This is a genomic window from Acidovorax sacchari (assembly GCF_042847045.1).
Lineage (GTDB): Bacteria > Pseudomonadota > Gammaproteobacteria > Burkholderiales > Burkholderiaceae_C > Paracidovorax > Paracidovorax sacchari.
On sequence record NZ_AP035783.1, the window covers coordinates 3,500,494 to 3,525,933 of the forward strand.

22 protein-coding genes are annotated in these 25,440 nt (G+C 69.1%); 10 read left to right on the plus strand and 12 right to left on the minus strand.

The features are described from left to right. Positions 1–7: 7 nt before the first annotated feature. Both ACGHC0_RS15630 and ACGHC0_RS15635 read left to right on the plus strand, forming a co-directional pair. Entirely contained in the window at positions 8–301 is a 294-nt protein-coding gene (locus tag ACGHC0_RS15630) for a succinate dehydrogenase assembly factor 2 (RefSeq protein WP_013595338.1), read from the plus strand. 16 nt (positions 302–317) lie between these two features. After that, positions 318–1,628 carry a citrate synthase gene (locus ACGHC0_RS15635; RefSeq protein WP_368351844.1) on the plus strand — a complete coding sequence of 437 codons (1,311 nt, stop codon included), beginning with the start codon at positions 318–320 and terminating at the stop codon, positions 1,626–1,628. 84 nt (positions 1,629–1,712) lie between these two features. On the opposite strand, the gene ACGHC0_RS15640 is transcribed toward ACGHC0_RS15635, so the two are convergent. The 4 genes from ACGHC0_RS15640 to ACGHC0_RS15655 all read right to left on the minus strand — a co-directional run bounded on the left by ACGHC0_RS15640 (position 1,713) and on the right by ACGHC0_RS15655 (position 4,157). Beyond that, positions 1,713–1,967: a hypothetical protein gene (locus ACGHC0_RS15640; RefSeq protein ID WP_368351845.1), complete on the minus strand. Its 255-nt coding sequence runs from the start codon at positions 1,965–1,967 to the stop codon at positions 1,713–1,715. Next, on the minus strand, positions 1,964–2,470 hold the full coding sequence (locus tag ACGHC0_RS15645) for a type VI secretion system amidase effector protein Tae4 (protein ID WP_415266072.1): 507 nt from the start codon (positions 2,468–2,470) through the stop codon (positions 1,964–1,966). The genes ACGHC0_RS15640 and ACGHC0_RS15645 overlap by 4 nt, the downstream gene beginning before the upstream one ends. 115 nt (positions 2,471–2,585) lie before the next feature. Then, the gene (locus ACGHC0_RS15650; protein ID WP_368351847.1) at positions 2,586–3,146 is read right to left on the minus strand and encodes a GNAT family N-acetyltransferase; all 561 of its coding nucleotides are present in this window, start codon (positions 3,144–3,146) and stop codon (positions 2,586–2,588) included. Positions 3,147–3,155: 9 nt separating this feature from the next. Further along, positions 3,156–4,157 carry a GlxA family transcriptional regulator gene (locus ACGHC0_RS15655; protein ID WP_415268428.1) on the minus strand — a complete coding sequence of 334 codons (1,002 nt, stop codon included), beginning with the start codon at positions 4,155–4,157 and terminating at the stop codon, positions 3,156–3,158. Positions 4,158–4,378: 221 nt separating this feature from the next. Here ACGHC0_RS15655 and ACGHC0_RS15660 point away from each other — a divergent pair, with 221 nt between their 5' ends. From ACGHC0_RS15660 to ACGHC0_RS15680, 5 genes are all read left to right on the plus strand, one after another. Next, positions 4,379–5,485 carry an S-(hydroxymethyl)glutathione dehydrogenase/class III alcohol dehydrogenase gene (locus ACGHC0_RS15660; RefSeq protein ID WP_415266073.1) on the plus strand — a complete coding sequence of 369 codons (1,107 nt, stop codon included), beginning with the start codon at positions 4,379–4,381 and terminating at the stop codon, positions 5,483–5,485. 136 nt (positions 5,486–5,621) lie between these two features. Continuing rightward, positions 5,622–6,491, plus strand: coding sequence for an S-formylglutathione hydrolase (gene fghA / locus ACGHC0_RS15665; protein ID WP_368355655.1), 870 nt, complete (start codon positions 5,622–5,624; stop codon positions 6,489–6,491). Positions 6,492–6,777: 286 nt separating this feature from the next. Then, entirely contained in the window at positions 6,778–8,496 is a 1,719-nt protein-coding gene (locus ACGHC0_RS15670) for a phosphoethanolamine transferase (protein WP_415266074.1), read from the plus strand. Between the two features lie 54 nt (positions 8,497–8,550). Then, positions 8,551–9,459: a LysR family transcriptional regulator gene (locus ACGHC0_RS15675; RefSeq protein WP_415266075.1), complete on the plus strand. Its 909-nt coding sequence runs from the start codon at positions 8,551–8,553 to the stop codon at positions 9,457–9,459. A 178-nt stretch (positions 9,460–9,637) separates the two neighbouring features. After that, complete coding sequence (locus ACGHC0_RS15680) at positions 9,638–11,248, plus strand: methyl-accepting chemotaxis protein (RefSeq protein ID WP_415266076.1); 1,611 nt, start codon at positions 9,638–9,640, stop codon at positions 11,246–11,248. A 30-nt stretch (positions 11,249–11,278) separates the two neighbouring features. Here the strand turns inward: ACGHC0_RS15680 and ACGHC0_RS15685 are convergent, their stop codons facing one another. The 8 genes from ACGHC0_RS15685 to ACGHC0_RS15720 form a co-directional block, all read right to left on the minus strand. Continuing rightward, entirely contained in the window at positions 11,279–12,784 is a 1,506-nt protein-coding gene (locus ACGHC0_RS15685; protein WP_415266077.1) for an NAD-dependent succinate-semialdehyde dehydrogenase, read from the minus strand. Positions 12,785–12,860: 76 nt separating this feature from the next. Further along, positions 12,861–13,952, minus strand: a complete 1,092-nt coding sequence (locus ACGHC0_RS15690) for a tartrate dehydrogenase (protein ID WP_415266078.1) — start codon at positions 13,950–13,952, stop codon at positions 12,861–12,863. A 21-nt stretch (positions 13,953–13,973) separates the two neighbouring features. Next, complete coding sequence (locus tag ACGHC0_RS15695; protein ID WP_415266079.1) at positions 13,974–15,614, minus strand: ABC transporter ATP-binding protein; 1,641 nt, start codon at positions 15,612–15,614, stop codon at positions 13,974–13,976. After that, positions 15,614–16,513: an ABC transporter permease gene (locus tag ACGHC0_RS15700; protein WP_368351856.1), complete on the minus strand. Its 900-nt coding sequence runs from the start codon at positions 16,511–16,513 to the stop codon at positions 15,614–15,616. The genes ACGHC0_RS15695 and ACGHC0_RS15700 overlap by 1 nt, the downstream gene beginning before the upstream one ends. A gap of 31 nt (positions 16,514–16,544) precedes the next feature. Then, positions 16,545–17,501 (minus strand): ABC transporter permease, encoded by a 957-nt coding sequence (locus ACGHC0_RS15705; RefSeq protein ID WP_013595352.1) that lies wholly within the window; start codon positions 17,499–17,501, stop codon positions 16,545–16,547. A gap of 188 nt (positions 17,502–17,689) precedes the next feature. Continuing rightward, the gene (locus tag ACGHC0_RS15710) at positions 17,690–19,309 is read right to left on the minus strand and encodes an ABC transporter substrate-binding protein (RefSeq protein ID WP_415266080.1); all 1,620 of its coding nucleotides are present in this window, start codon (positions 19,307–19,309) and stop codon (positions 17,690–17,692) included. A 71-nt stretch (positions 19,310–19,380) separates the two neighbouring features. Then, positions 19,381–20,670 carry an NAD(P)/FAD-dependent oxidoreductase gene (locus ACGHC0_RS15715; protein WP_415266081.1) on the minus strand — a complete coding sequence of 430 codons (1,290 nt, stop codon included), beginning with the start codon at positions 20,668–20,670 and terminating at the stop codon, positions 19,381–19,383. 59 nt (positions 20,671–20,729) lie between these two features. Next, the gene (locus ACGHC0_RS15720) at positions 20,730–21,395 is read right to left on the minus strand and encodes a haloacid dehalogenase type II (protein ID WP_415266082.1); all 666 of its coding nucleotides are present in this window, start codon (positions 21,393–21,395) and stop codon (positions 20,730–20,732) included. Positions 21,396–22,018: 623 nt separating this feature from the next. On the opposite strand from ACGHC0_RS15720, the gene ACGHC0_RS15725 reads away from it, so the two are divergent. The 3 genes from ACGHC0_RS15725 to ACGHC0_RS15735 all read left to right on the plus strand — a co-directional run bounded on the left by ACGHC0_RS15725 (position 22,019) and on the right by ACGHC0_RS15735 (position 25,407). Beyond that, a complete protein-coding gene (locus tag ACGHC0_RS15725) occupies positions 22,019–22,912 on the plus strand; it encodes a GNAT family N-acetyltransferase (RefSeq protein WP_368351859.1) in 894 nt (297 codons plus the stop codon). After that, positions 22,912–23,838, plus strand: a complete 927-nt coding sequence (locus ACGHC0_RS15730; RefSeq protein WP_415266083.1) for a 2-hydroxyacid dehydrogenase — start codon at positions 22,912–22,914, stop codon at positions 23,836–23,838. The genes ACGHC0_RS15725 and ACGHC0_RS15730 overlap by 1 nt, the downstream gene beginning before the upstream one ends. 165 nt (positions 23,839–24,003) lie before the next feature. Beyond that, on the plus strand, positions 24,004–25,407 hold the full coding sequence (locus ACGHC0_RS15735) for an aspartate aminotransferase family protein (protein ID WP_415266084.1): 1,404 nt from the start codon (positions 24,004–24,006) through the stop codon (positions 25,405–25,407). Positions 25,408–25,440: the final 33 nt, after the last annotated feature.

Genomic DNA, 25,440 nt, shown 5'->3' on the forward strand with positions numbered 1-25,440 from the left:
TTTGCACATGCCGGAAGACCTGCTCGACGACCGCGAAGTCGCCAAGCTCCGGTGGCGCAGCCGCCGGGGCCTGGTCGAGAACGACCTCTTCATCGAGCAGTTCTTCGCGACCCATGGCTCCCGCCTGACACATCGCCAGGCGCAGGGCATCGCCACCCTGATGGACCTCTCCGACAACGACCTGCTGGACCTGCTGCTGCGGCGCAAGGAACCCTCCGGCGAGCTCGATACCGGAGACGTCAGGGAGGTGCTCGAACTGCTGCGCCGCCGCGCGCCGGCAACTCCACCGCTTGCGGGCTAACTACGAAGGAAACTCAATGAAACTGGCAGACAACAAAGCAACGCTCTCGTTCAGCAATGGCAGCCCGAGCGTGGAATTGCCCGTGTACCACGGCAGCGTGGGTCCGGACGTGGTGGACATCCGCAAGCTCTACGCCCAGACGGGCATGTTCACGTACGACCCGGGCTTCCTGTCCACGGCCGCATGCCAGTCGTCGATCACCTACATCGACGGCGACAAGGGTGAACTGCTCTACCGCGGCTATCCCATCGAACAGCTGGCCACGAACTGCGACTACCTCGAGACCTGCTACCTGCTGCTGAAGGGCGAGCTGCCGAACGCCGCCCAGAAGCAGGAATTCAGCGACAGCGTGACCAAGCACACGATGGTCAACGAGCAGATGCAGTTCTTCCTGCGCGGCTTCCGCCGCGACGCGCACCCGATGGCCGTGCTTACGGGCCTGGTGGGCGCCCTGTCGGCCTTCTACCACGACAGCACGGACATCAACAATCCGCAGCACCGCGAGATCTCGGCCATCCGCCTGATCGCCAAGATGCCGACCCTGGTCGCCATGGCCTACAAGTACGGCGTGGGCCAGCCGTACATGTACCCGCAGAACCACCTGAGCTATGCCGGCAACTTCCTGCGCATGATGTTCGGCACGCCCTGCGAGGAGTACAAGGTCAACCCCGTGCTCGAGCGCGCGCTGGACCGCATCTTCATCCTGCACGCAGACCACGAGCAGAACGCCTCCACCTCCACGGTCCGCCTGTGCGGCTCGTCGGGCACCAACCCGTTCGCCGCCATCGCGGCCGGCGTGGCCTGCCTCTGGGGTCCCGCCCACGGCGGCGCCAACGAAGCGGCCCTGAACATGCTGCACGACATCCAGGCCCAGGGCGGCGTGGAGAAGATCGGCGAGTTCATCAAGCAGGTCAAGGACAAGAACTCCGGCGTCAAGCTCATGGGCTTCGGCCACCGCGTGTACAAGAACTACGACCCGCGCGCCAAGCTCATGCAGGAAACCTGCAACGAGGTGCTGGCCGAACTGGGCCTGGAGAAGGACCCGCTGTTCGCCCTGGCGAAGGAACTGGAAAAGATCGCCCTGGAAGACGACTACTTCGTGCAGCGCAAGCTCTACCCGAACGTGGACTTCTACTCCGGCATCGTGCAGCGCGCCATCGGCATCCCCGTGAACCTGTTCACCGGCATCTTCGCCCTGGCCCGCACCGTGGGCTGGATCGCCCAGCTCAACGAGATGATCGGCGACCCCGAGTACAAGATCGGCCGTCCGCGCCAGCTGTTCGTGGGCGCCGAGCCCCGCACGGTGAAGCCGATCGCGCAGCGCTGACAGGTTGCCAGGGCGCGGTCACATGGTGGCCGTGCTGGCAACAGGACAAACCGCCGCAGGAGGATGGCCTCCGCGGCGTTTTTTTCATTGTTCGCCCTGATGGGAATGCCCACGGTTGCCGCTGCGTCGCCGCATGCGGCCATGCAGCCTGTATCCCACCCATCCGCCGAGCATGAAGGCGAGGCAGCACACGCCCAGCGAGATCATGATGAGATCCCCGATGTCGTTGTCGCTCCTGATGTAGCGCGGGCCATACCACGCGGCAAAAACGTGGAACATGCCGAAGTACGCGGCGGCGGCGAATAACGAGCCCCAAAAAATAGCCCACAAAATCTTCATGGGACGTTCCAGAAACGCACCTCTTCTGCCTTGAGATAGTCTGACCAATACCCCTCCAGCGAGATTCCCCAGTGGATCCGAAACCACGAACTCAGCGCAGTCATCCTCGATCCGTTCCATAGGTCAATGTGGTCTCCCTGCCTGCCCGGGCCCCAATAATTTCTGAAGAACAGAATACCTGTTCTTCCATGGATTGACTTGAAAAGATCCGTGCCGGTTTGCGGGTTTTCAATCTGCTTTCCGACGAATCGGACAGATCGGCCAGGAAGCCTTGATGCGGCCGTGTCAAGCCATGAAGCCAACTCCTCAGCTCGCAGCGGATATCTGGTAACCCCCTGCTGCCAAGACCGGACACCTTTGAAGGTGGAGAGGTCGCAGCCAGCCCGAATAAGGGCGGCAGACAGATTGACAGCGCATTGGTTCTCATAGGTTGCGACAGGGAGCAAAGGCTTTTCCCTTGTCACGCCGGGATGGCTCCTCCAAATTTCCTGAAACCCCGCCATTCACGCATCTCCCATCTGGAGGCGGCATCCTAGCGGGCCAGCAGGAAAGACCGATCAACAATGCGCAATGATTTTCATAACGGAAATTCATTCAGGTCCGGAACATAAAACGCCCCTACTGATCCGTCGCCAGCCGAGAAAACAGCTGCAGATCGATCGGCCGCCCCTCCTTCATCTCATACCCCCGCCGCACTCCCTCACGCATGAACCCCAGCCTCGCCAGCAGCGCGGCGCTGGCGTGGTTCTCCATGTCCACATCGGCCCCGATCCGGTGGATGCCCAGCCGGTCGAAGGCATGGCGGATGGCTGCGGCAACGGCCTCGCGGGCCAGGCCCCTGCCCCAGTACGCCGGCAGCAGCCAGTAGCCGATCTCGGCCCGGCGGTGTTCCCGGTCGATGTCGTTGAAGCCGCAGGCGCCGATCAGGCGCTCCGGGGCCCCGCCCAGGCAGATGCACCACCATTGCCCGGAGGCCTCCTGCTGGATGCGGCCATACCAGCGGAGCTGCTCGCGGGTGGCCTCCAGGCTGGCATAGCGCACGCCGTAGTGTTCGATCACGCGCGGATCGCTCAGGCCCTCGAAGATGCCGGGCAGGTCGCTCTCGCGGAAGGGGCGCAGCAGGCAGCGGGCGGTGCGTAGCTCGGTATCGGGGAATGCAGTCAGGGCGGTGAGATGCATGGTCGGAATTCAGTCGCCGAAGCGCTCCCGGTAGGCCTGGGGCGGGATGCCCAGGTGCCGCAGGAACAGGTGCCGCAGCGCCTGCTCCGAGCCCAGCCCGACGCGCGCGGCCACGGTCTTGAGCGGCAGGGCGGCGTCGGATTCGAGCAGCCGGCGCGCGGCCTCCAGCCGGGCCGACTCCACGAAGGCCGAGGGGCTGCGCCCCGTCTCCTGCGCGAACACGCGGCGGAAGTGGCGCTCGCTCATCGCGGCGCGCCCGGCCAGCACCTGCAGGGTGAGCGGCCCGGACAGGTGCTCCAGCGCCCAGGCCTGCACTTCCTGCATGCCGCGGTGGGTGGTCGCCTGGCTGGCGAGCTGCACGCTGAACTGCGACTGCCCGCCGGGCCGCTTGAGGTACATGACCATGTCGCGCGCCACTTCCAGCGCGAGCGCATGGCCGTAGTCCTCCTCCACCAGGGCAAGCGCGAGGTCGATGCCCGCGGTGACGCCGGCGGAGGTCCAGAGGTGGCCGTCGCGCACGTAGATCGCGTCGGGATCGACCGCCACGGCAGGATGCAGTTCCTGCAGCCGGGCAGCCACGCTCCAGTGGGTCGCGGCCCGGCGCCCGTCGAGCAGGCCCGCGGCGGCCAGGAAGAAGCTGCCGGAGCACAGGGCCACCATGCGGCGCACGCGCGGAGCCGCAGCACGTGCCCATGCCACGATCTCCGGGGCATCGGCCAGGGCCGCCTCGATGTGGCGGGCGCCAACCAGCAGGGCCGTGTCCGGCATTGCCCCGCGCACTGCATCGCCGCCGGTGCACAGCAGCTCGGTGGCGTCCAGGGCCATCAGCGTGTCGGAGCGCACGGGACCGCGCGCCCGCGCCGCCACCGATACGGCGTAGCCGGGCGGGCGGCCGCGCCGCGCGAGGTGCACGTTCGCATAATCAAACACCGAGAGCGGCCCCACGGCCTCCAGCGCCTTGAAGCCCGGATAGATGACGATGTGGACGGACAGGGGCTGGGCTGGGTGCATGCGGTGGGCAAGGGGGGCGGTCATCGGACAAAGCGGGCCGGTCACCGGACATCGGCGGGCCCGCGCTGGCCAGGCCTGCCCGGCTTGCTCTATAAAGCGGGATTGTTTTTTCGCTCGCGCGGCCCGGCCGGCCGGGGCATGCGCGGATTGTCCCCGATCGACGCGCCACCCCCCGGGGCCGGCCACCCGCCCTCCTCTCCTCCCTTCCGAAAGCATCTCCCATGAAAACCAAAGCAGCCGTCGCCTGGAAATCCGGCGAACCCCTGACCATCGAGACCGTGGACCTGCAGGGCCCGAAGTTCGGCGAGGTGCTGGTGGAAATCAAGGCCACGGGCATCTGCCACACCGATTACTACACCCTCTCGGGCGCCGACCCGGAAGGCATCTTCCCCGCCATCCTGGGCCACGAGGGCGCGGGCGTGGTGGTGGACGTGGGCCCGGGCGTCACCTCGCTCAAGAAGGGCGACCACGTGATCCCGCTCTACACGCCCGAGTGCCGGCAGTGCAAGTTCTGCCTCTCGCGCAAGACCAACCTGTGCCAGCTGATCCGCGGCACGCAGGGCAAGGGCCTGATGCCCGACGCCACCAGCCGCTTCAGCCTCGACGGCGAGCCGATCTTCCACTACATGGGCACCAGCACCTTCAGCAACTACACGGTGGCGCCGGAGATCTCGCTGGCCAAGATCCGCGAGGACGCGCCTTTCGACAAGGTCTGTTACATCGGTTGCGGCGTGACCACCGGCATCGGCGCGGTGCTGTTCACGGCCAAGGTGGAGGCCGGCGCGAACGTGGTGGTGTTCGGCCTGGGCGGCATCGGCCTGAACGTGATCCAGGGCGCGAAGATGGTGGGCGCGGACAAGATCATCGGCGTGGACATCAACCCCGCCCGCCAGGAGATGGCCCGCCAGTTCGGCATGACGCATTTCATCAACCCGAACGAGGTGGAGAACGTGGTGGATGCCATCGTGCAGTTGACCGACGGCGGCGCCGATTACTCCTTCGAGTGCATCGGCAACACCAAGGTGATGCGCCAGGCGCTGGAGTGCACGCACAAGGGCTGGGGCCAGAGCATCATCATCGGCGTGGCCGAGGCCGGCGCGGAGATCAGCACCCGCCCGTTCCAGCTCGTCACGGGCCGGCAGTGGAAGGGCTCGGCCTTCGGCGGTGCGCGCGGCCGCACCGACGTGCCGAAGATCGTGGACTGGTACATGGAAGGCAAGATCGACATCGACAGCCTCATCACCCACACGATGCCCCTGGAGGACATCAACAAGGGCTTCGACCTGATGAAGCGGGGCGAGTCGATTCGCGGCGTCGTCGTTTACTGATCCAATAGCGCCTGCCGGGCCGGTGCCGCCCGGCATGCGACTCCGATCCACAGCCATGACCTACCAACCCATTGAACCTCCCGACGACGTGAAGGCCGCGCTGGAAGCGGCCGCGCGCAGGCCCCGCGCCGCCCAGGTGCCCGGCCTGGAACTGCTGGGCGAGCACGCCTGCTTCGGCGGCTCCCAGCGTTTCTACCGGCATTCCTCCGTGGAAATCGGCCTCCCGATGAAGTTCGGGGTGTACCTGCCTCCCGCGGCGCTGCGCGAACCCGGGCGGAAGGTGCCCACGCTGATGTACCTCGCGGGGCTGACCTGCACCGAGGAAACCTTCATGATCAAGGCGGGCGCCCAGCGCTTCGCCGCCGAGCGGGGCATCGCCCTCATCTCGCCCGATACCAGCCCGCGCGGCCCGCAGGCCGAGGCCTTCGAAGGCGCCAATACCGAGTGGGACTTCGGCATCGGTGCCGGCTTCTACCTCGATGCCACGGAGGAGCCGTGGCAGCGCCACTGGCGCATGGAAAGCTACCTCATCGAGGAGCTGATCCCTCTGCTGGAGCGGGTGCTGCCGATCGACACGGCGCGCCTGGGCGTCATGGGCCACTCCATGGGCGGCCACGGCGCGATTACGCTGGCCCTGCGCCACCGTGGCGTGTTCCGCTCCCTGTCGGCCATCGCGCCGATCTGCGCGGCCTCCCAGTGCGCCTGGGGCGACAAGGCCTTCCGCCGCTACTTCGGCGTGTCCTGCAAGACCTGGCAGGCGCACGACGCCACCGTGCTGATGCAGCGCCAGCCCGCCGCACCCTACCCGGACGGCATCCTGGTGGACCAGGGCATGGCGGATGCCTTCCTTGCAGAGCAGCTGCACCCCCACGTGTTCGAAGCGGCATGCGCGCTGGTCAAGCAGCCGCTCACCCTGCGCCGGCACGCGGACTACGACCATGGCTACTACTTCGTCCAGTCGGTGATCGGCGACCACATCGCCCACCACGCAGACCGGCTGGGCTGAGGCCCCGCCCCTTCCATTCCATCCCGGAGCAAGCTCGACCATTCGGGAAAATCCTGCCTTCCATCTTTTCGGATGGCGGAACAATGTCGCCTTGATGACAGCGGCCGGACGGCCAGCAAGGCGACATGCAGGAGGGATGGATGACAGCACACGACCCGCAGGGCCTGCAGGCCCTGCATGCGGCCGCCGGGCAGCGGATGCCTCTGGCGGCGCACCACGGTGGCGAAACCAGGCGGCCCGCGGGCCCATTAATGCTGTCTTAAGCCGCAGTTTTCACACTGCTGCCATGCTCCCGTCGTACGTGCTCCCGTTCCGCCTCCCTTCCGCCGCGTCCGGCCGTCCCCTGGCCCGCGCGTCCGCCGAAGGCCTGCATCCCATGGCCGTGCTGCTGACCGCCTGCCTCTGGATCGGGACGGTCTGCAATCTCCCGCTCTGGAGCGAGGTGATGCGCCTGCCGGGCGCCCACACCCTGCGCGGCGGTGTGTTTTTCCTGGCCTTCATGGTGGCGGTGTCGTTCGCCACGGCGGCCGTGCTCTCGGTCCTGGCCTGGGGCAAGGCGCTCAAGCCCGTGCTCTCGCTGGCCGTGCTGGCCGCTGCGGCTGGCGCCTATTTCATGGGCACCTACGGCATCGTGATCGATCCCGGCATGATCACCAACGTGGTCCAGACGGATGCGCACGAGGCGGCCGACCTGGTCACCTGGAAACTGCCGCTGTCGATGCTGGCCATGGCCGGGCCGCCGCTGGTGTGGCTGGCGCGGATCCGGGTGCGCCCGCTGGGCTGGCGCCGCCGGGCGGTGCACCAGGCGGCCTTCATGCTGGGTGCGCTGGCCGTCGCGGCGGCCTGCATCCTCGCGGTCTTCCAGGACTTCTCGTCCACCATGCGCAACCACACGCGCATGCGCTACCTGATCAATCCGCTCAACAGCGTCTATGCCGTCGGCAGCCTCGCGGCCAAGCCGCTGCGCCGCAGCCGCGGCCCGCTGCAGCCCCTGGGCCGCGACGCCCGGCTGGGCGCGAGCTACGGAGGGCAGGCCAGGCCCCCGCTGCTGGTGCTGGTGCTGGGCGAGACCGGCCGCAGCGGCAACTTCGGCCTCAACGGCTACGCGCGCGACACGACGCCCGAGCTGTCGGCCCGCAAGGACATTGCCAGCGCCACCGATGCCTGGTCCTGTGGAACCAGCACGGCGGCGTCCGTGCCCTGCATGTACGCGCACCTGGGCAAGGAAGCCTACGAAAAACGCAGCGCGGACTATGAAACCCTGATGGACGTGCTGCAGCATGCCGGACTGGCCGTGCTGTGGGTGGACAACCAGTCCGGCTGCAAGGGCGTGTGCGACCGCGTTCCCACGGTCAGCACCTCTGCCACGCCGACCGACCCGACGTGGTGCGCGGACGGCAAGGAATGCCTGGACGATGTCATGCTGCAGGGACTGGATGCACGCATCGCCGCCCTGCCCGCCGAGCAGCGCGCGCGCGGCGTGGTGGTGGTGATGCACCAGATGGGCAGCCACGGGCCGGCCTATACCAGGCGCTCGCTGCCTTCGCAAAAGAAATTCCTGCCCGAGTGCAAGACCTCCGCGCTGCAGGAGTGCACGCGCGAACAGGTGGTGAATGCCTACGACAACAGCATCGTCTCCACGGACCATTTCCTGAACAGCACCATCAACTGGCTGGAGGCTCGCTCGGCCAGCGCCGAGACGGCCATGGTGTATGTGGCGGACCATGGAGAGTCCCTGGGCGAGAACGGCATCTACCTGCACGGCATGCCCTACTCCATCGCGCCCGACGTGCAAAAGCACGTGCCGTGGATCACCTGGCTGTCGCCCGCCATGCAGCAGCGCACCGGCATCGCCACCGCCTGCCTGCAGAAGGACCTGCGCAGCCGCCGCATCACGCACGACAACTATTTCCACTCGGTGCTCGGGCTGATGGACGTGCAGACCGGCGCCTACCAGCCGGCGCAGGACATGTACGCGGCTTGCCGCGTGGCGGCACGGGGCTGAAAAGCGGCCCCGTGCGGGCGTACTGCCGGGATGCGTGCGGCCACAATGCCGCCCATGAACCTGCGCTTCGTCGAGGCCTTCCACTGGGCTGTTTCGCTCAAGAGCATCACGCGGGCTGCTGAAAAGCTGCACATCACCCAATCCGCGCTGTCGAGCCGCATCGCCTCGCTCGAAGCGGAGCTGGGCGTGGTGCTGCTGGACCGGCGCGAGCGCCAGTTCCGGCTCACGGCCGCGGGCCAGCGTTTCCAGCGGCTGGCCGTGCAATTGCTGGCGCTGCAGCGGCGAGTGAAGGACGAGCTGGGCGGCAGCCGGAATGCACCGGCGGTGCTGCGGATCGGGGCCATCGAATCGGTGGTGCACAGCTGGCTGACCGGCTGGCTGAAGGACGTGCGCAAGAGCCGGCCGGGGTTCGAGCTGGAGCTCACCGTGGACACCTCCGCGGTACTGGCGGACCAGGTGCGGCGCGGCGCGCAGGATCTCGTCTTCACCGGGATACCCGTGGCGGACAATGGCGTCCGCACCCTCTCGATGGCACCGATGGAGATGGTGTTCGTGGGCCACAAGGCGCTGCATACCGAGCGCCACTACGATCTCGCCCGGCTCGCGCAGCACGACCTCCTGACCTTTTTGCGCGGCTCCCAGCCCCACCAGACGCTCATGAAACTCTTCCAGGAGGCTGCGCTGCCTGTGCCGAGGGTGCATGCCGTCTCGTCCATTTCCGCCATGCTGCAGCTGGTGGAAGGCGAGTTCGGCATCGCATTGCTGCCGCGCGCGGTCACCCGGCACCTGTCGGGACGCGTGCCGCTGCGCGTGCTGCCCAGCGATTGCGTGCTCACGCCCCTTCCCGTCCATGCCTGCTTTCGCGACGACCCCGGTTCGGACATCGCCGAAACGGTGCTCGGTTCGGCGCAGGCCTATGCCGCGCGCACCATGGTGGCGCGGCGGCGGAAGCCGGCGGCCTGAATGCCTCGCGGCGGTGCAGCACCCCTCGGGTAAGCCCCGATGGCGTCAGAACGGTTTTGACCCTAAAGAAAATTCAAATGCTTTCATCGATTTTTCCGATGGAGGCAACGCGAGATTTTGCGTTGGATCGACCTGGGGGCGGCTTCGACAATGCGCCGCATTGCAATAGTGTTACCCCATGAAACAACTCACCCTGCGGCAGAAGCTCTGGCTTCCCCTCGTCCTGGCCCTGCTGGGCCTGTTCGCCCTCACCTTCGTGAACGCCTGGCAGACGCGTTCGCTCCAGTACGAAGCACGTCGCACCGCCCTGGCCGACATCACCGACATGGCACTGTCCGTGGTCGGCGACTACGACAAGCAGGCCGGGGCCGGGAAAATGACGCCGGAGGAAGCACGCCGCGCGGCGAGGGAGCGCGTGGCGGCGCAGCGCTACGGCAAGGACGGCTACGTGACGATCGTCGGTGCCGACTCCGTCATGGTGATGCACCCGATCAAGCCCGAGCTCGACGGCAGGAACATGCTGTCCTTCAAGGATGCCAAGGGCACGCCGCTGTATGTCGATATCGCGGCCGCCGGCAGTTCGGCGCAGGGGCGCGGCTTCCTAGAATACTGGTGGCCACGGCCCGGCAGCGACGCCCCCAGCCCCAAGATTGGCTATGCGGTGCGATTCAAGCCGTGGAACTGGGACCTGGTGGCCGGAGACTACGTGGATGACATCGAACAGACCTTCCGCAGCACGCTCTACCGCGCCCTGGGCGTGCTCGCCCTGCTCGGCATCTGCATTTCGGTGATCACGGGCTTCGTCGTGCGCGACATCGAGCGTTCGGTGGGCGGCGAGCCCGCCGCTGCGGCGCAGGCCGCACTGCGCATGGCCGAGGGCGACCTGCAGGCCCACATCGCCCTGCGGCGCGGCGACGACCGCAGCCTGATGCATGCCATCGGCTTCATGCGCGACCGGCTCGGGCATATCCTGCAGCGCATCCAGCAGGCCACGGGCACGATCGACCACGCCGCCGCGGAGATCGCGCAGGGCAATGCCGACCTGTCACGCCGCACGGAACAGCAGGCCTCCTCGCTGCAACAGACGGCCTCCAGCATGGAGGAGCTCACCGCCACGGTGCGGCAGAACGCCGACAACGCCCGGCAGGCCGCGCAGTACGTGTCGGCCACGGCGCAGACGGCGGCCCAGGGCGGCGAAGCCGTGGGCAAGGTGGTGGAAAGCATGCGGGCCATCAACGCCAGCTCGGGCAGGATCAGCGAGATCATCGGCGTGATCGACGGCATCGCGTTCCAGACCAACATCCTGGCGCTGAACGCGGCGGTGGAGGCGGCGCGTGCGGGCGAGCAGGGCCGCGGCTTCGCGGTGGTGGCGGGCGAGGTGCGCAGCCTGGCGCAGCGTTCCGCATCGGCCGCCCGCGAGATCAAGGCCCTCATCAGCGAATCGGTGGCCGAGGTGCGCAGCGGCTCCGACCTGGTCGAGCAGGCGGGCCGCACCATGGGCGACGTGGTGGACTCGGTGCAGCGGATCTCGGGCCTCATGGAGGGCATCGCCGCGGCCAATGCGCAGCAGACTGCCGGCATCGAGGAAGTGAACCGCGCCGTGACCCAGATGGACGAAATGACCCAGCAGAACGCTGCCATGGTGGAGGAAGCCAGCGCAGCCACGTCGGCCATGGCCGCGCAGGTGGCGGTGCTGCGCGATGCGCTCGCCGTGTTCCGCCTGCAGGGCAGCGACCTGCCGCAGCTGGATGCCGGCCGGGGGCGTCCGCTGCCGGCCCTGCCGTCCTGAGCGCGCACGGGGCCGCGCGGGCATCTTCCGTCAGTCGAGCTGCCCCTGGCAAAGATACTTGGTGTGCAGGTAGTCGTCCAGGCCGTGGGTGGAGCCCTCGCGGCCGTAGCCGGACTCCTTCACGCCGCCGAAGGGCGCGGCCTCCGCCGCCAGGGCACCTTCGTTGATGCCCACGATGCCCGTCTCCAGCAGGCCCGCCACGCGCCAGATCCGCCGCACGTCGCGGCTGTAGAAATACGCGGCCAGCCCGAAGGGCGTGTCGTTGGCCGCGGCGATCACCTCGGCCTCGTCGTGGAACACGGTCAGCGGCGCCACGGGCCCGAAGGTCTCCTCGCAGGCGCAGGCCATGGTGGCATCCGCGCCCGTGAGCACCGTGGGCGCGTAGTAGTGCTCGCCCAGCTCCGCCAGCCGCCGGCCGCCCGTGAGCACCTTCGCGCCCCGCGCCACGGCGTCCTGCACGTGCCGCTCGATCTTCTCGACCGCGCGCTCGTTGATCATCGGGCCGATCTGCGAGGCCGCCTCGCTGGCCGGCCCCACTTTGAGCCCCGCCACCCGCGCCGCGAGCTTGCCCGCGAACGCCTCGTGCACGGCCGCGTGCACGTACACCCGGTTCGGGCTCACGCAGGTCTGTCCGCCGTTGCGGAATTTCGCGGCCATGAAGCCGTCCACGGCCGCGTCCACGTCGGCATCCTCGAACACGATGAAGGGCGCGTTGCCGCCCAGCTCCAGCGAGAGCTTCTTGAGCGTGTCCGCGCTGCGGCGCGCCAGGTGCTTGCCCACGGGCGTGGAGCCCGTGAAGGTGATCTTGCGCACGCGCGGATCATCGAGCCAGGCATCGACCACCTCGGGCGTGTGCGCACGCGAGGCGGTGACGATGTTGAGCACACCGGCAGGAATGCCTGCTTCCTCGGCCAGCGCCACGAGCGCGAGCGAAGTGAGGGGCGTGTCCTCCGCGGGCTTGCAGACCACGGTGCAGCCGGCGGCCAGGGCCGGGGCGATCTTGCGCGCGATCATCGCGGCGGGGAAGTTCCACGGGGTGATGGCGGCCACCACGCCCACGGGCTCCCTGAGGGCGAACATGCGCCGGCCGGGCACGGGCGCGGGGATGATCTCGCCGTTCATGCGCGTGGCCTCCTCGCCGAACCACTCGATGTAGCTGGCGGCATAGGCGACCTCGCCCCTGCCCTCGGCCAGGGGCTTGCCCTGCTCCAGGGAGATGAGCGCGCCCAGCGCGTCCTGGCGGGCCATGACGAGGTCGTTCCAGCGCTTGATGAGGGCCGCGCGCTGCTTGGCCGGCACCGTGCGCCAGGTGGCGAAGGCGGCATGGGCGGCGTCGGCGGCGGCGCGGGCGTCCTGGGCGCTGCCGTCGGGCACGTCGGCAATGGTGGCACCGGTGGCCGGATCGGTGACGGCGAAGGTGGCGCCGCTGGCGGCGGCCTGCCAGCGGCCGGCGATGCACAGCTGGCTGCGCACCAGCGGCAGGGCTGCGGCGGAGAGAGCGGAGGTGGCGGAGGGGGTTGAAGCGGAAGAGGTCATGGTGCAGGAAAAGGCAGCCGTTGCACGGCCGGGTCAATCGTTCGTCGGCAGGAGGGACGTCGGTCTCATGGCCGGCTCAGGCCGCAGCGGAAATGGCGGCGGCGATGGCCTGCCCCACCTCGGTGGTGCTGGCGTTGCCGCCCAGGTCCGGCGTCTTCGGGCCGCTTTTGATCACCTCTTCGATGGCCGCCACGATCGCATCGTGTGCCTGCCGCCCCGCGCCCTGGCCCTGCGTGAGGAAGTCCAGCATCAGCGCCCCCGACCAGACCATCGCGATCGGGTTGGCGATGTTCTTGCCATAGATGTCCGGTGCCGAGCCGTGCACCGGCTCGAACAGGCTGGGGAACGTGCGCTCCGGGTTCAGGTTTGCCGACGGCGCCAGCCCGATCGTGCCCGTCGTCGCCGGTCCCAGGTCCGACAGGATGTCACCGAACAGGTTCGTCGCCGCCACCACGTCGAAGCGCCCCGGCTGCAGCACGAAGCGCGCCGTCAGGATGTCGATGTGCTGCTTGTCCAGCGTGATCTCCGGGTAGCCCCTGGCCACATCGTCGGCCCGCTTGTCCCACCACGGCATGCTGATGGCGATGCCGTTGCTTTTGGTCGCCAGCGTCACGTGCTTCTTCGGGCGGCTCTGGGCGAGGTCGAAGGCGAACTTCAGCAGCCGCTCGGCACCCTTGCGCGAATACACCGACTCCTGGATTACGATCTCGCGGTCCGTGCCCTCGTACATGATGCCGCCCAGCGAGGTGTATTCGCCCTCGGTGTTCTCGCGCACCACGTAGTAGTCGATGTCCCCGGGCTTCCTGCCCGCCAGCGGGCACGGCACGCCCTCGAACAGGCGCACGGGCCGCAGGTTAATGTACTGGTCGAACTCGCGGCGGAACTTCAGCAGCGAGCCCCACAGCGAGACGTGGTCGGGTACGGTGGCCGGCCAGCCCACGGCGCCGAAGAAGAGCGCATCCATGCCCTTGAGCTGCTCCTTCCAGTCGTCGGGCATCATCTGCCCGTGCGCGAGGTAGTAGTCGCAGCTGGCCCAATCGAAGGTGTGCAGCTCCAGCGCGAAGCCGAAGCGCTCGGCAGCCGCCTGGATCGCACGCAGCCCCTCGGGCATGACTTCCTTGCCGATGCCGTCTCCGGGCAGCACCGCGATGCGGAAAATAGTCTCCATGGTCTTCCTCGGTTCGTTGGGTTATGCGGCCTGCGCCGCACGGGCGCGGCCCGGGGCCCCGTCGTCCTGCTCCTCGAGCCAGCCCTGGCGCAGTTCAGGCACGGAGCGGGCGAGCAGTTCGTAGTACGGATGGTGGGGGCCGCGGTCGAAATCCGCGCGCGCCACCTGGTCCAGCTTGCGGCCGTGCTGCATGACGACGATCTCGTCGCACACCGCGCGCACCGTGTGCAGGTCGTGGCTGATGAAAAGATAGGAAACGCCCAGCTCCCGGCGCAGTTCCGCCATGAGGTCGAGCACCGCGGCGCCCACCACGGTATCGAGAGCGGAGGTGACTTCGTCGCAGAGGATGAGGTCCGGGTCGGCCGCGAGCGCGCGGGCGAGGTTGACGCGCTGCTTCTGCCCGCCCGAGAGGCCGCCGGGCAGGCGGTTCGCCACGGCGTGCGGCAGCTTGACGAGGTCCAGCAGCTGGCGGATGCGCTGCTGCAGCGCCGGCCCGCGCAGGCCCTTGTAGAACTCCAGCGGCCGCGCCAGGATGCGCCCGATGGTGTGCGACGGATTCAGCGCCGTATCGGCCATCTGGAACACGATCTGGATGCGGCGCAGTTCCTCGCGTTCGCGCTGCGCCAGTGTGGGCTTGAGTTCGCGCCCGTTGAACACCACGGAGCCGGCATGCGCGGGGATCAGGCCCGCGATGGCGCGCGCGAGCGTGGTCTTGCCCGAGCCGGATTCGCCGATCACGCCGATGGCCTGGCCGCGGCGCACGACAAGGCTCACGTCGTCCAGGATCAGCGAGGCCGGCCGGCCCTGCGCATCCTTCGGGCCGTAGCCGGCCGACAGGTGGCGCACGTCCAGCAGCACGGCGCCCTCCTTGCCCGCACCGCCCTCGCGCGCCGCGGGCCGCGCAGCCGCCAGCAGGCTGCGGGTGTAGGGATGCTCGGGCGCCTCCAGGATGCGCGGGGTCGGATTGAGCTCCTGCATCTGCCCGCCGCGCAGCACCAGGATGTGGTCGGCCATCTGCGCCACCACGGCCAGGTCGTGGCTGACGTACACGGCCGTGGCGCGGCGCTCGCGCACCACGCGCCGGAACGCGCGCAACACCTCGATCTGCGTGGTCACGTCCAGCGCCGTGGTGGGTTCGTCGAGGATGACCAGGTCCGGATCGGTGATGAGCGCCATCGCGGCCATGATGCGCTGCAGCTGGCCGCCGGACACCTGGTGCGGATAGCGGCTGCCGATGGTGTCGGGATCGGGCAGCGCCAGTTCCCGGAAGAGCTGCACGGCCTTCGCCTCGGCCTCGGCGCGCGGCAGGGTGCCGTGGATGCGCGCAGGCTCCACCACCTGGTCCATCAGGGTGCGCGACGGGTTGAACGAGGCCGCGGCGCTCTGCGCGATGTAGGCCACGGTGCGCCCCCGCAGCGCACGCTGGCCGGCCGCGGAAAGGCCCAGCACGTCCACATCGCCGATGCGAACGCTGCCGCCGGAGATGCGGCAGCCCTCGCGCGCATGGCCCATGAGCGCCAGCGCGGTGGTCGTCTTGCCCGAACCGGATTCGCCGATCAGCGCGAGCACCTCGCCCGGCGCGATCGAGAAGCTGACGCGGTCCACCAGCGTCTGGCCGCCCGCGGTGATGTGCAGGTCCTGCACGGTGACGGATGCTCCCATCAGCGGGCTCCTCGTTCGCGGGCGGCGCGGCCCGGCAGGTTGTCGATGACGAGATTGACGGCGATGGTCAGGCTCGCGATGGCGATGGCCGGGGCGATCACGGCGGCACCGCCCTCGGGCAGCGCACCGATGTTCTCGCGCACCAGCGATCCCCAGTCCGCCTCGGGCGGCTGTATCCCCAGCCCCAGGAAGCTCAGGCTGGCGAGCAGCAGCACCACGTAGACGAAGCGCAGGCCCAGGTCGGCGAGCATGGGCCCCAGGATGTTGGGCAGGATCTCGCGCAGCATCACGTAGAGCGTGCCCTCCCCGCGCGTGCGGGCCACGACCACGTAGTCGAGTGCATTGATGTTCACCGCCAGCGAGCGCGCGATGCGGTAGGCGCCCGGAACGTAGATGATGGCGGCGGTGGCCACCAGCATGGCCACCGACGAGCCGAAGCCGGCGACCATGATGAGCGCGAACATCTTGCTCGGGATGGCCGTGAGCGTATCGAGCACGCGGCTCAGCACCGCGTCGAGCTTGCCGCCCACGGCCGCGGCGAGCAGCGCGAGCACCGTGCCGGTGCCGCTGGCCAGCAGCGTCGCCAGCAGCGCCACGCCGACGGTGTAGCGGGCGCCGTTCACCACGCGCGCCAGCATGTCCCGGCCGAGATAGTCCGTGCCCAGCCAGTGCGCCGCGCCGATGGGCGCGAACACGTCGGTCCCGCCGCCGGATGCCGTGGGCGTGCCGCCCAGCAACCAGGGGCCGACCAGCGCGGCCAGCATCCAGAACAGCAGCACGGCCAGTGCCAGCAACCCCAGCGGGCCGAGGCCGGCGAGCCAGCGCAGCGCGCGGTGCAGGCCGCCGCGCCGGGCCGCGGGCGCTGCGGGCGCGCCGGATGGAGGGGAAACGGTATCCATCGGTGGAGCTCCTTGGTCGGAATGCGCCATGTCAGCGGTGGCGCAGGCGCGGGTTGGCGACGATGCCGCACAGGTCGGCCAGCGTGACGAGGATCAGGTAGCCCGCGCAGAAGATCATGGCGCAGGCCTGCACCAGCGGCATGTCCCGCTGGGTCACTCCATCGACCATGAGCTTGGCGATGCCCGGGTAGTTGAAGATGGTCTCGATGATGATCACGCCGCCCAGCAGGTACGACAGGGACAGCGCCACCGCGTTGGCGATGGGCCCCACCGCGTTGGGCAGCGCATGCGCCATCACGGTGCGCAGCGGCGAGGCACCCTTGAGCCGGACCATCTCGATGTAGGGGGCCTGCAGCTGGTCGCTGACGGCCGCGCGGGTCATGCGCATCATCTGCGCCACGATCACGCAGCACAGGCTGAGCACCGGCATCGCGAAGGCACGCAGCATCTGGCCCACGGACTCGATGTCGTTCACATAGGACAGGGCGGGCAGCCAGCGCAGCTGCACCGCGAACACCAGCACCGCGAGGGTGGCGACCAGGAACTCCGGCACGGACACCACCGCCACCGCCCCGGTCGAGACCACCCGGTCGAACCACGATCCCCGCCATACCGCACAGGCGATGCCGAGCGCCAGCGCGATGGGCACCGAGAAAAGCGCCGTCACCGCCGCGAGCAGCAGCGAATTGGGCAGCCGGCTCGCGATCAGTTCGCCCACCGGCATCTGCGTGGTGGCCGACATGCCCAGGTCACCCCGGACCGCCCCGCCCAGCCAGCGCACGTAGCGCAGGGGCGCGGGCACGTCCAGCCCCATCTGCGACCGCAGCGCGGCCAGCGCCTCGGGCGTGGCGTCCTGCCCGAGCTGCTCCTGCGCGGCATCGCCGGGCAGCACGGCCGTGATGGCGAACACGACCGCCGACACCGCGAGCAGCGACAGCAGCGCGAGCAGCACGCGCTGCGCCAGGAGCTTGAGAATCACACGGTTCATGAAGGGTCCGTATCAGTTGTCCACGGCGCTGCGTGCCGCCCACTTGGCCTGAAACTGGCGCGGCCCAAGCCAGCGGTAGCCGAGCAAGGGCCGCCCCGCAGCGAGGGCTGCGTCCCCCTGCCCGCCTTGCACGGCAAGGCGAAAGCGGGGGGAAGCGGCGCAGCCGCTCAGGGGGGTGTTCCTGTCTTTTAAGCCTCCAGCCACACGTGCTCCGCGAATGCATAGCCCATCAGCCCCCCCAGCGGAATGGGCGAGAGGCCCTTGAGCTTGGAGCTGTGGCCGTCGATGCTGGCGAGGAACAGCGGGATGCCGATGCCTGCCTCCTGGTGGATCATGGTCTGCATGTCGGCATACATCTGCTTGCGCTTGGCCTGGTCGGTCTCGGCGCGCGCGGCCACCAGCAACTGGTCGAACTGCGGGCTCTTCCAGCGCGACTCGTTCCATGCCGCGTCGGACTTGAAGAACTGCGTGAGCAGCGTGTCCGCGCTGGGGCGCGGGTTCACGTTGCCGAAGCCCACGGGGTTGGTGAGCCAGTGGTTGGACCAGTAGCCGTCGGCCGGCATGCGCTTGACATCCAGGTCCAGGCCGATGCGCTGGCCCGACTGCTGCAGCAGCAGCGCGATCTCGGTGGAATACATCGCCGCGGGCGAGGTGACCATCGGGATCTTGCCCGTCACGCCCGACTTCTGCAGGTGGAACTTGGCCTTGTCCAGATCGAAGGTGCGCTGCGGCAGGCCCGCGAAGTAGAAGCGGTTGGTCGGATCGACGGGCTGGTCGTTGCCCAGCACCGCGTAGTCGAGCGCGATGGTCTTCTTCATCTGCTCGCGGTCGAACAGGTGCTTCATCGCCAGGACGAAGTCCGGATTCGCGCCCGGGCCCATGTCCTTGCGCAGGATGAGGTCCGAATACTGCCCCGACTGCGTGGTGAAGATCGCGTAGCCCGGCGTGCCCTTGACGCGGGCCACGGCCCGGGGGTTCACCGAGGCGACGAGGTCCATGCCGCCGGACAGCAGCGCGTTCACGCGCGCCGTCTCGTCGCCGATGCCGACGAACTCGATCTCGTCCAGGTAGGGCTTGCCGGGCTTCCAGTAGGCGTCGTTGCGCACCACCAGGGAGCGCACGCCCGGCTTGAACTCCTTGAGCTTGTACGGCCCGGTGCCGATGCCGGCGTTGAAGTCCGTAGTGCCGTTCTTGACGATGTGGAAGTGGAAGGTGCCCAGGATCACGGGCAGGTCGGCATTGGGCTGCGTCAGCACCACCGTCACTTCGCCGGGGCCGGAAGCCTTCACGCTGTCGATTTGTTCAGCGAGCACCTTGGCCTTGGACGCCGTGGCGGGATCCTTGTGGCGCATCAGCGAGAACACCACGTCTTCGGGCTCCAGGGCCTTGCCGTCGTGGAAGACCACGCCCTTGCGCAGCTTGAACACCCAGGTCTTCGCGTCGGCCGTGGAGTGCGACTCGGCCAGCGCCGGCTGCGGCGTGAGGCTGCCGTCCAGCGAGAACAGCCCGTTGTAGAGCATGTTGCCGCGCGAATAGTCGGTCTGGTTGGACTGCTTGGCCGGGTCCAGCGTATCGGTGGCGGCCGCGGTGGCGCCCGCCACGCGGATGCGCCCTCCCCGCCGCGGCGTCTGCGCGTGCGCACGGGCGGCCATGGTGGCGAGGCCGCCCGCCAGGGACGCCTGCATGCCCCCCGCGAGGAACATGGCCAGCACATCGCGACGCGATGCACCGCGTGCCAGCGACTGCATCACGCGCTGGCTCTCTGCGGGGCCGACGAGGCGGTCGAACTCGGGGATTTTGTCGCTCATGGTGGACTCCTTGTGGGACCTGGAAAAACGGAAGGAAGGGACGGTGAAAAAAGGCAGCGGTGGCCGCGGCATCAGCCGAGCCGGTCCTTGAGGCGGTAATAGAGCCCCACGGCCGGCAGGAACCAGGGCGGGCCGAAGTGCCCGGGAATGGCCGGCCATTCGCGGCCACGCCATGGATTGGCGGCGGCATTGCCGGCCATCACCTCGGCCATGCATTGCCCCATGTGGACGGACATCTGCGTGCCATGCCCGCTGTAGCCCATCGAATGGAAGACACCGTCGCGCTCGCCGGCATGGGGCAGGCGGTCCTGCGTCATGTCCACGAGCCCGCCCCAGCAGTGGTCGATGCGCACCTGCCCGAGCTGCGGAAAGGTCTCGGCGAGCCCCTGCCGCAGGATCTCGCCGCTGGCCGCGTCCTGCTGGGGACTGGAGACCGCGAACTTCGCCCGACCGCCGAACACCAGGCGGTGGTCGGCCGTGAGGCGGAAGTAATGGTGGATGTTGGCGATGGTCACGTAGGTGCGGCGGCCGGCCAGCAGGGCCTGCGCGCGCTCGGCGCCCAGCGGCTCCGTCACCACGATGAAGCTGCCGATCGGCACGATGCGCCGGCGCAGCCAGCCGAACGTGCCGTAGCCGCCATGGCGCGAGGCGCCGGTGGCCAGCAGCACCTGCTTCGCCTCGACCGGGCCGCGGGCCGTGTGCAGCCGGTGGGCCTGGCCCTGCAGCCGCTCGAGGCGGTCCACGCGGGTGCCCAGGTGGATCTGTGCACCGTGGCGCACCGCTGCGCGGGCCAGGCCCAGGGCGAAGCGCCCCATGTGCATCTGGCCGCTGCGCTTGTAGAGCAGGCCGCCGACGAAGCGGTCGCTCTGCACTTCCGCGGCGACGCGGGCCGCGTCGAGCACCTCGACATCGGTGTCCACGCCGTCGGCGACGAGCCTCTCGGCGCTGCGCCGCAGCGCGTCCAGGTGCTGCGGCCGGGTGGCGAGCTTGAGCTTGCCGTGCCGCAGGAAGTCGCAATCGATGGACTCCTCGCGCACCAGCCGCGCCACCGTGTCCACCGCGGCATCGTAGGCGTGGTACCAGGCGCGCGCCTGTTCCACGCCGACGCGGGCGGCCACGTCCGCATAGTCCACGGCCAGCCCGTTGTTCACGTGGCCGCCATTGCGGCCCGAGGCCTCAGGCGCCACGGTCGTTCCCGCCTCCAGCACTGCCACGCTGGCGCCCTGCCGTGCCAGCGCATGCGCCGCGGACAGCCCCGTGAAGCCCGCGCCCACGATGGCCACGTCCACCCGCGCAGGCAGGCCGGGCGTGGGCACCGCCAGGGGCGGCAGCGAATCGAGCCAGTAGGAGTCGAGCTTCATGGAAGGTCTGCGGAAGGTGGTGGACGGAACATCAGGCCGGGCGCGCGGAATGCACCGGATCAGAGACCGACGACGCCGGCCAGGCCGCCGATGTCCTGGATCTCGGTGTAGCGGTAGGCCGGGTTGCCGGGGCCATGGCCGCGGTTCACGAACACCTTGTTCACGATGCCGATGTCGTCGGCCGACATCAGGTCGTAGCGCAGGCTGGAGGACACGTGCAGCACGTCCTCGGGATTGCAGCCCAGCGAATCGAACATGAACTCGAACGCCTTCAGGCGCGGCTTGTAGGCCTGGGCCATCTGCGCGGTATACACGCGGTGGAACGGCGCGCCCAGCATGTCCACGTTGCGGTGGATCTGGTCGTCCGAAGCATTGGAGAGGATCACGAGCGGAATCTCCGTGGCCACCTTGGCGAGGCCCGCGGGCACGTCGGCATGCGGGCCCCAGGTCGGCACGGCGTCATAGTAGCGCTGGGCCTCGTGGTCGAAATACTGGAGGTTCCACTTCTTGCACAAACGGCGGATCGCGTTCTTCAGCACCTGCTCGTACGGCTGCCAGTCGCCCAGCACCTCGTTGAAACGGTAGGCCGTGAAATCGGCGACGAACTGCTCCATGCGGTCGGCAGGCACGCGGTCGGCGAACATCTCGCGGGCCATCTCCCCCATGCGGAAACGCGTGAGCGTGCCGTAGCAGTCGAAGGTGATGTACTTGGGACGGAAAGTCATGGTCTCGGTTTCCTGAGGTTCTCTCGGGGTTCTGCCGGTCACCGACCGGGGCGGGCCGCCGGGTGCCTGTGCGCCCTGTGCGACGTTTTCATTACGAAGTGATTGAAGCACGCGGCTTCGCGGCCGTCGTTGGGAATTGCGGGGGTGGCACGCGAGAAAGTTGCGGTTTGCGGGGGCCCCGGCGGCATGCTGTGCGGCGCGCACCGCTTGCGTGCGAGCCTGCACCGTTGGTGCACCGCAGCAGGCGCGCGAGGCACGCTTTTGAAGCACGGAACCCCGTCTGCGCCATGCCGCGGCCACGCGCGGGCGGCCCGGCACAGGGGCGAACGCGTGGCGGTGCAGGAGAAACCGTGAAGGAGCATGGTGCGCAGGATCCCGTGGAAAAAGCACCGCTCGCCGATGGGCCGCGGTGATGGGTGATCCTAGGTAACAACCCCTGGCATTTGTGTCCGTTGGCGGGGGCCGCGCCGCAGCGAATTGCAAAACCACCCCACCGCGCAGACGAAGCTTGCAAGTTGCGGGCAAACCCCTAGCGCGCTATGGCACGGCGCGCGGATGTCGTCCAAGATAGGACCACCGTGCACGGGCCGCACCCCTCTTTCGCCCACCAAAGGACTTCGCCGATGCTTTCCACCCCCTCGCTCGCCGCCGGCACCGTCGCCGACGATGGCGTGCTGATCCGCCCCATGACCGAGGCCGACCTCGCCCAGGCGCATGCGCTGTCGGCAGAACTGCGCTGGCCGCACCGTCCCAGCGACTGGGCACAGATGTTCGCGCACGCGCAGGGCCTGGTGGCCGAGCGCGACGGGCAGATCGTCGCCACCGCGCAGCGCTGGCTCTGGGGCGACCGGCATGCCTGCATCGGCCTGGTGATCGTCACCCCGGCATGCCAGGGCCGGCGCATCGGCCACCGCCTCATGAACGCACTGCTCGAAGGGATGGAAGACCGCACCGTGCTGCTGCACGCCACGGCCGAAGGCCGGGGACTCTACGAGCGCCTGGGCTTCATCCGCACCGGCGAGATCCGCCAGCACCAGGGCACGGCCCTGCCCACGCCGCTGATCGCGCTCGAGCCGGGCTGGCGCCTGCGCCCCGCCGGCCTCAACGAGGCCGAGGCCCTGCGGCGCCTGGACGCCGAGGCGCGCGGCATGCCGCGCGACGCGCTGGTCGACGACCTCGCGGCCACGGCCGAAGCCTGCGTCGTGCTGGTGGACCAGGACGCCACGCCCCGCGGTTTCGCCATGCTGCGCCGCTTCGGCCGCGGCCACGCCATCGGCCCCGTGGTGGCGCCGGACGCCCAGGGCGCCAAGGCCCTCATCGCCCATCTTGCGGGCCTGAATGCGGGCCACTTCACGCGCATCGACATCGACTGGGCGAGCGGGCTCGCCGAATGGCTGGAAAGCATCGGCCTGCTGCGCGTGGACGCACCCACCACCATGGTGCGGGGCGCCCCGCTGGAGCTGCCGCCCGAGGGCGGTGCGCACCTCTTCGCCATCATCACGCAGGCTGTCGGCTGATGGTGTTCCTCTACAAATCCGATCCCGTGCGCGGCCGCCAGTGGGCCGAAGTGTTCGCCGCCGAGGCGCCCGATATCGAGTTCCGCATCTGGCCCGACGCGGGCGATCCGGAGCAGGTGCGCTTTCTCGCAGCCTGGGAACCGCCGCCGGACATCGCCACGCGCTTTCCCCGCCTGCAGGTGCTGTTTTCCTCGGGCGCCGGCGTGGACCAGTTCGATTTGTCCGCGCTGCCGCCGCAGCTGCCCGTGGTCCGCATGGTGGAGCCGGGCATCGTGCGCGGCATGGTGGAATACGTCTGCCACGCCGTGCTCGACCTGCACCGCGACATGCCCCAATACCGGCGCCAGCAGCAGAGGGCCGAATGGAAGCCGCTGCCGGTGCGCACCGCCGCGGAGCGCCGCGTGGGCGTGCTGGGCCTGGGATCGCTGGGCCAGGCCGTGCTCGCACAGCTCGCGGGCTTCGGGTTCGCCTGCGCGGGCTGGAGCCGCTCGCGCCACGCCGTGCCCGGCGTGCAGTGCTTCGCGGGCGAGGACGAACTGCCCGCCTTCCTCGCGCGCACCGACATCCTGGTCTGCCTGCTGCCGCTCACGGATGCCACGCGCGGCTTCCTCGACGCCGGGCTGTTCGCCCGGCTGCCGCAGGGCGCCAGCCTCGTGCACGTGGGCCGCGGCCCGCAGCTGCGGGAGGTCGACCTGCTGGCCGCGCTCGCCACGGGACAGATCGCCGAGGCCGTGCTCGACGTGGCCGATCCGGAGCCGCTGCCCGCCACGCACCCCTTCTGGCGGCACCCCCGGGTGCGTCTCACGCCGCACATCGCGAGTATGACGCAGCCGCGCACCGCCGCGGCCGCGGCCATCGCCAACCTGCGCCGCTTCGAGGCCGGCGAGCCCATGGAAGGCCTGGTGGACCGGAGCCGCGGCTACTGAGCACTGGCCCGCCGCACGATCTGCCGTTCGGCTCCGCACAACCGCAGCCTGCTTCGCAGCGGGGGTGGAAAGCAGCACCACCGCGGAAGCCGCCCGCCCTAAGCTGTACGACATCGACCGTCCTGTCCTGTCCATTCCATTCCGCTTCCGGAGGAGCCCCCCGCCATGAACCAGATCGCCGACCTGTCCACGCTTGCCTCGCTCGACGCCATCGACCGGGCCCACCTGATCCATCCCGTGTCGCCGTGGCGAACCCACGAGGAGCGCGGTCCGACCGTGCTGTCCTCCGGCCGCGGTGCCTGGCTGACGGATGCCCGGGGCCATGAGTTGCTGGACGCCTTCGCGGGGCTGTGGTGCGTGAACGTCGGCTACGGTCAGGAAAGCGTGGTGCAGGCGGCGGCCGAACAGATGCGGCGCCTGCCGTACGCCACGGGCTACTTCCACTTCAGCAGCGAGCCGGCCATCCGCCTCGCCGAGAAGCTGGTGCAGATCACGCCGCGATCGCTCAACCACGTGTACCTCACGCTGGGGGGCTCCGACTCGGTGGACGCCGCGGTGCGCTTCATCGTGCAGTACTACAACAACACCGGGCGGCCCTCCAAGAAGCACTTCATCGCGCTGGAGCGCGGCTACCACGGCTCTTCCTCCACCGGCGCAGGCCTCACGGCGCTGCCGGCCTTCCACCGGGGCTTCGACCTGCCCCTGGCCACGCAGCACTACATCCCCTCCCCCAACCCCTACCGCCATCCCGCGGGCGCCGATGCGCAGGCACTCATCGCCGCCTCGGTCGCGGACCTGCGCGCCAAGGTGGCCGAGCTGGGCGCGGACAACGTCGCGGCCTTCTTCTGCGAACCCATCCAGGGTTCGGGCGGCGTGATCGTGCCGCCCGCAGGCTGGCTCAAGGCCATGCGCGAAGCCGCCCGCGAACTGGACATCCTCTTCGTCGTGGACGAGGTCATCACCGGCTTCGGCCGCACCGGCCCCATGTTCGCCTGCGATGCCGAAGGCGTGGAGCCCGACATCATGACCATGGCCAAGGGGCTCACCGCCGGCTACGCGCCCATGGGTGCCACGCTGCTGAGCGACAAGGTCTATGCCGGCATCGCGGACGGCGCGCCCAGGGGCGCTCCCATCGGCCACGGCGCCACCTACTCCGCCCACCCGGTGAGCGCAGCCGTCGCCCTGGAAGTGCTGCGGCTCTACGAGGAAGGCGGCATCCTGGCCAATGGCCAGCGCGGCGCCGCGCACTTCGCTGCCGGCCTGGACATGCTGCGCGGCCATCCCCTGGTCGGCGACGCGCGCCACCGCGGCCTGCTCGGTGCACTGGAACTGGTCAGCGACAAGGCCACCCGGCGCGGCTTCGACCCTGCCCTGGGCCTCGCCGACCGCATCTTCGCCGCCGGCTACCGCAACGGCCTGGTGTTCCGCTCCTTCGGCGACCACATCCTCGGCTTCGCACCGGCACTGGTCTTCAGCGAAACGGAGTTCACCCTCCTGTTCGAGCGCCTGCGCAAGACGCTCGACGAAGTGCTGGACTGGCCCGACGTGCGGAAATCCCTGGCGGCCTGACGAGAAACCGCGCAGAACCCGGCCACAGCGCGC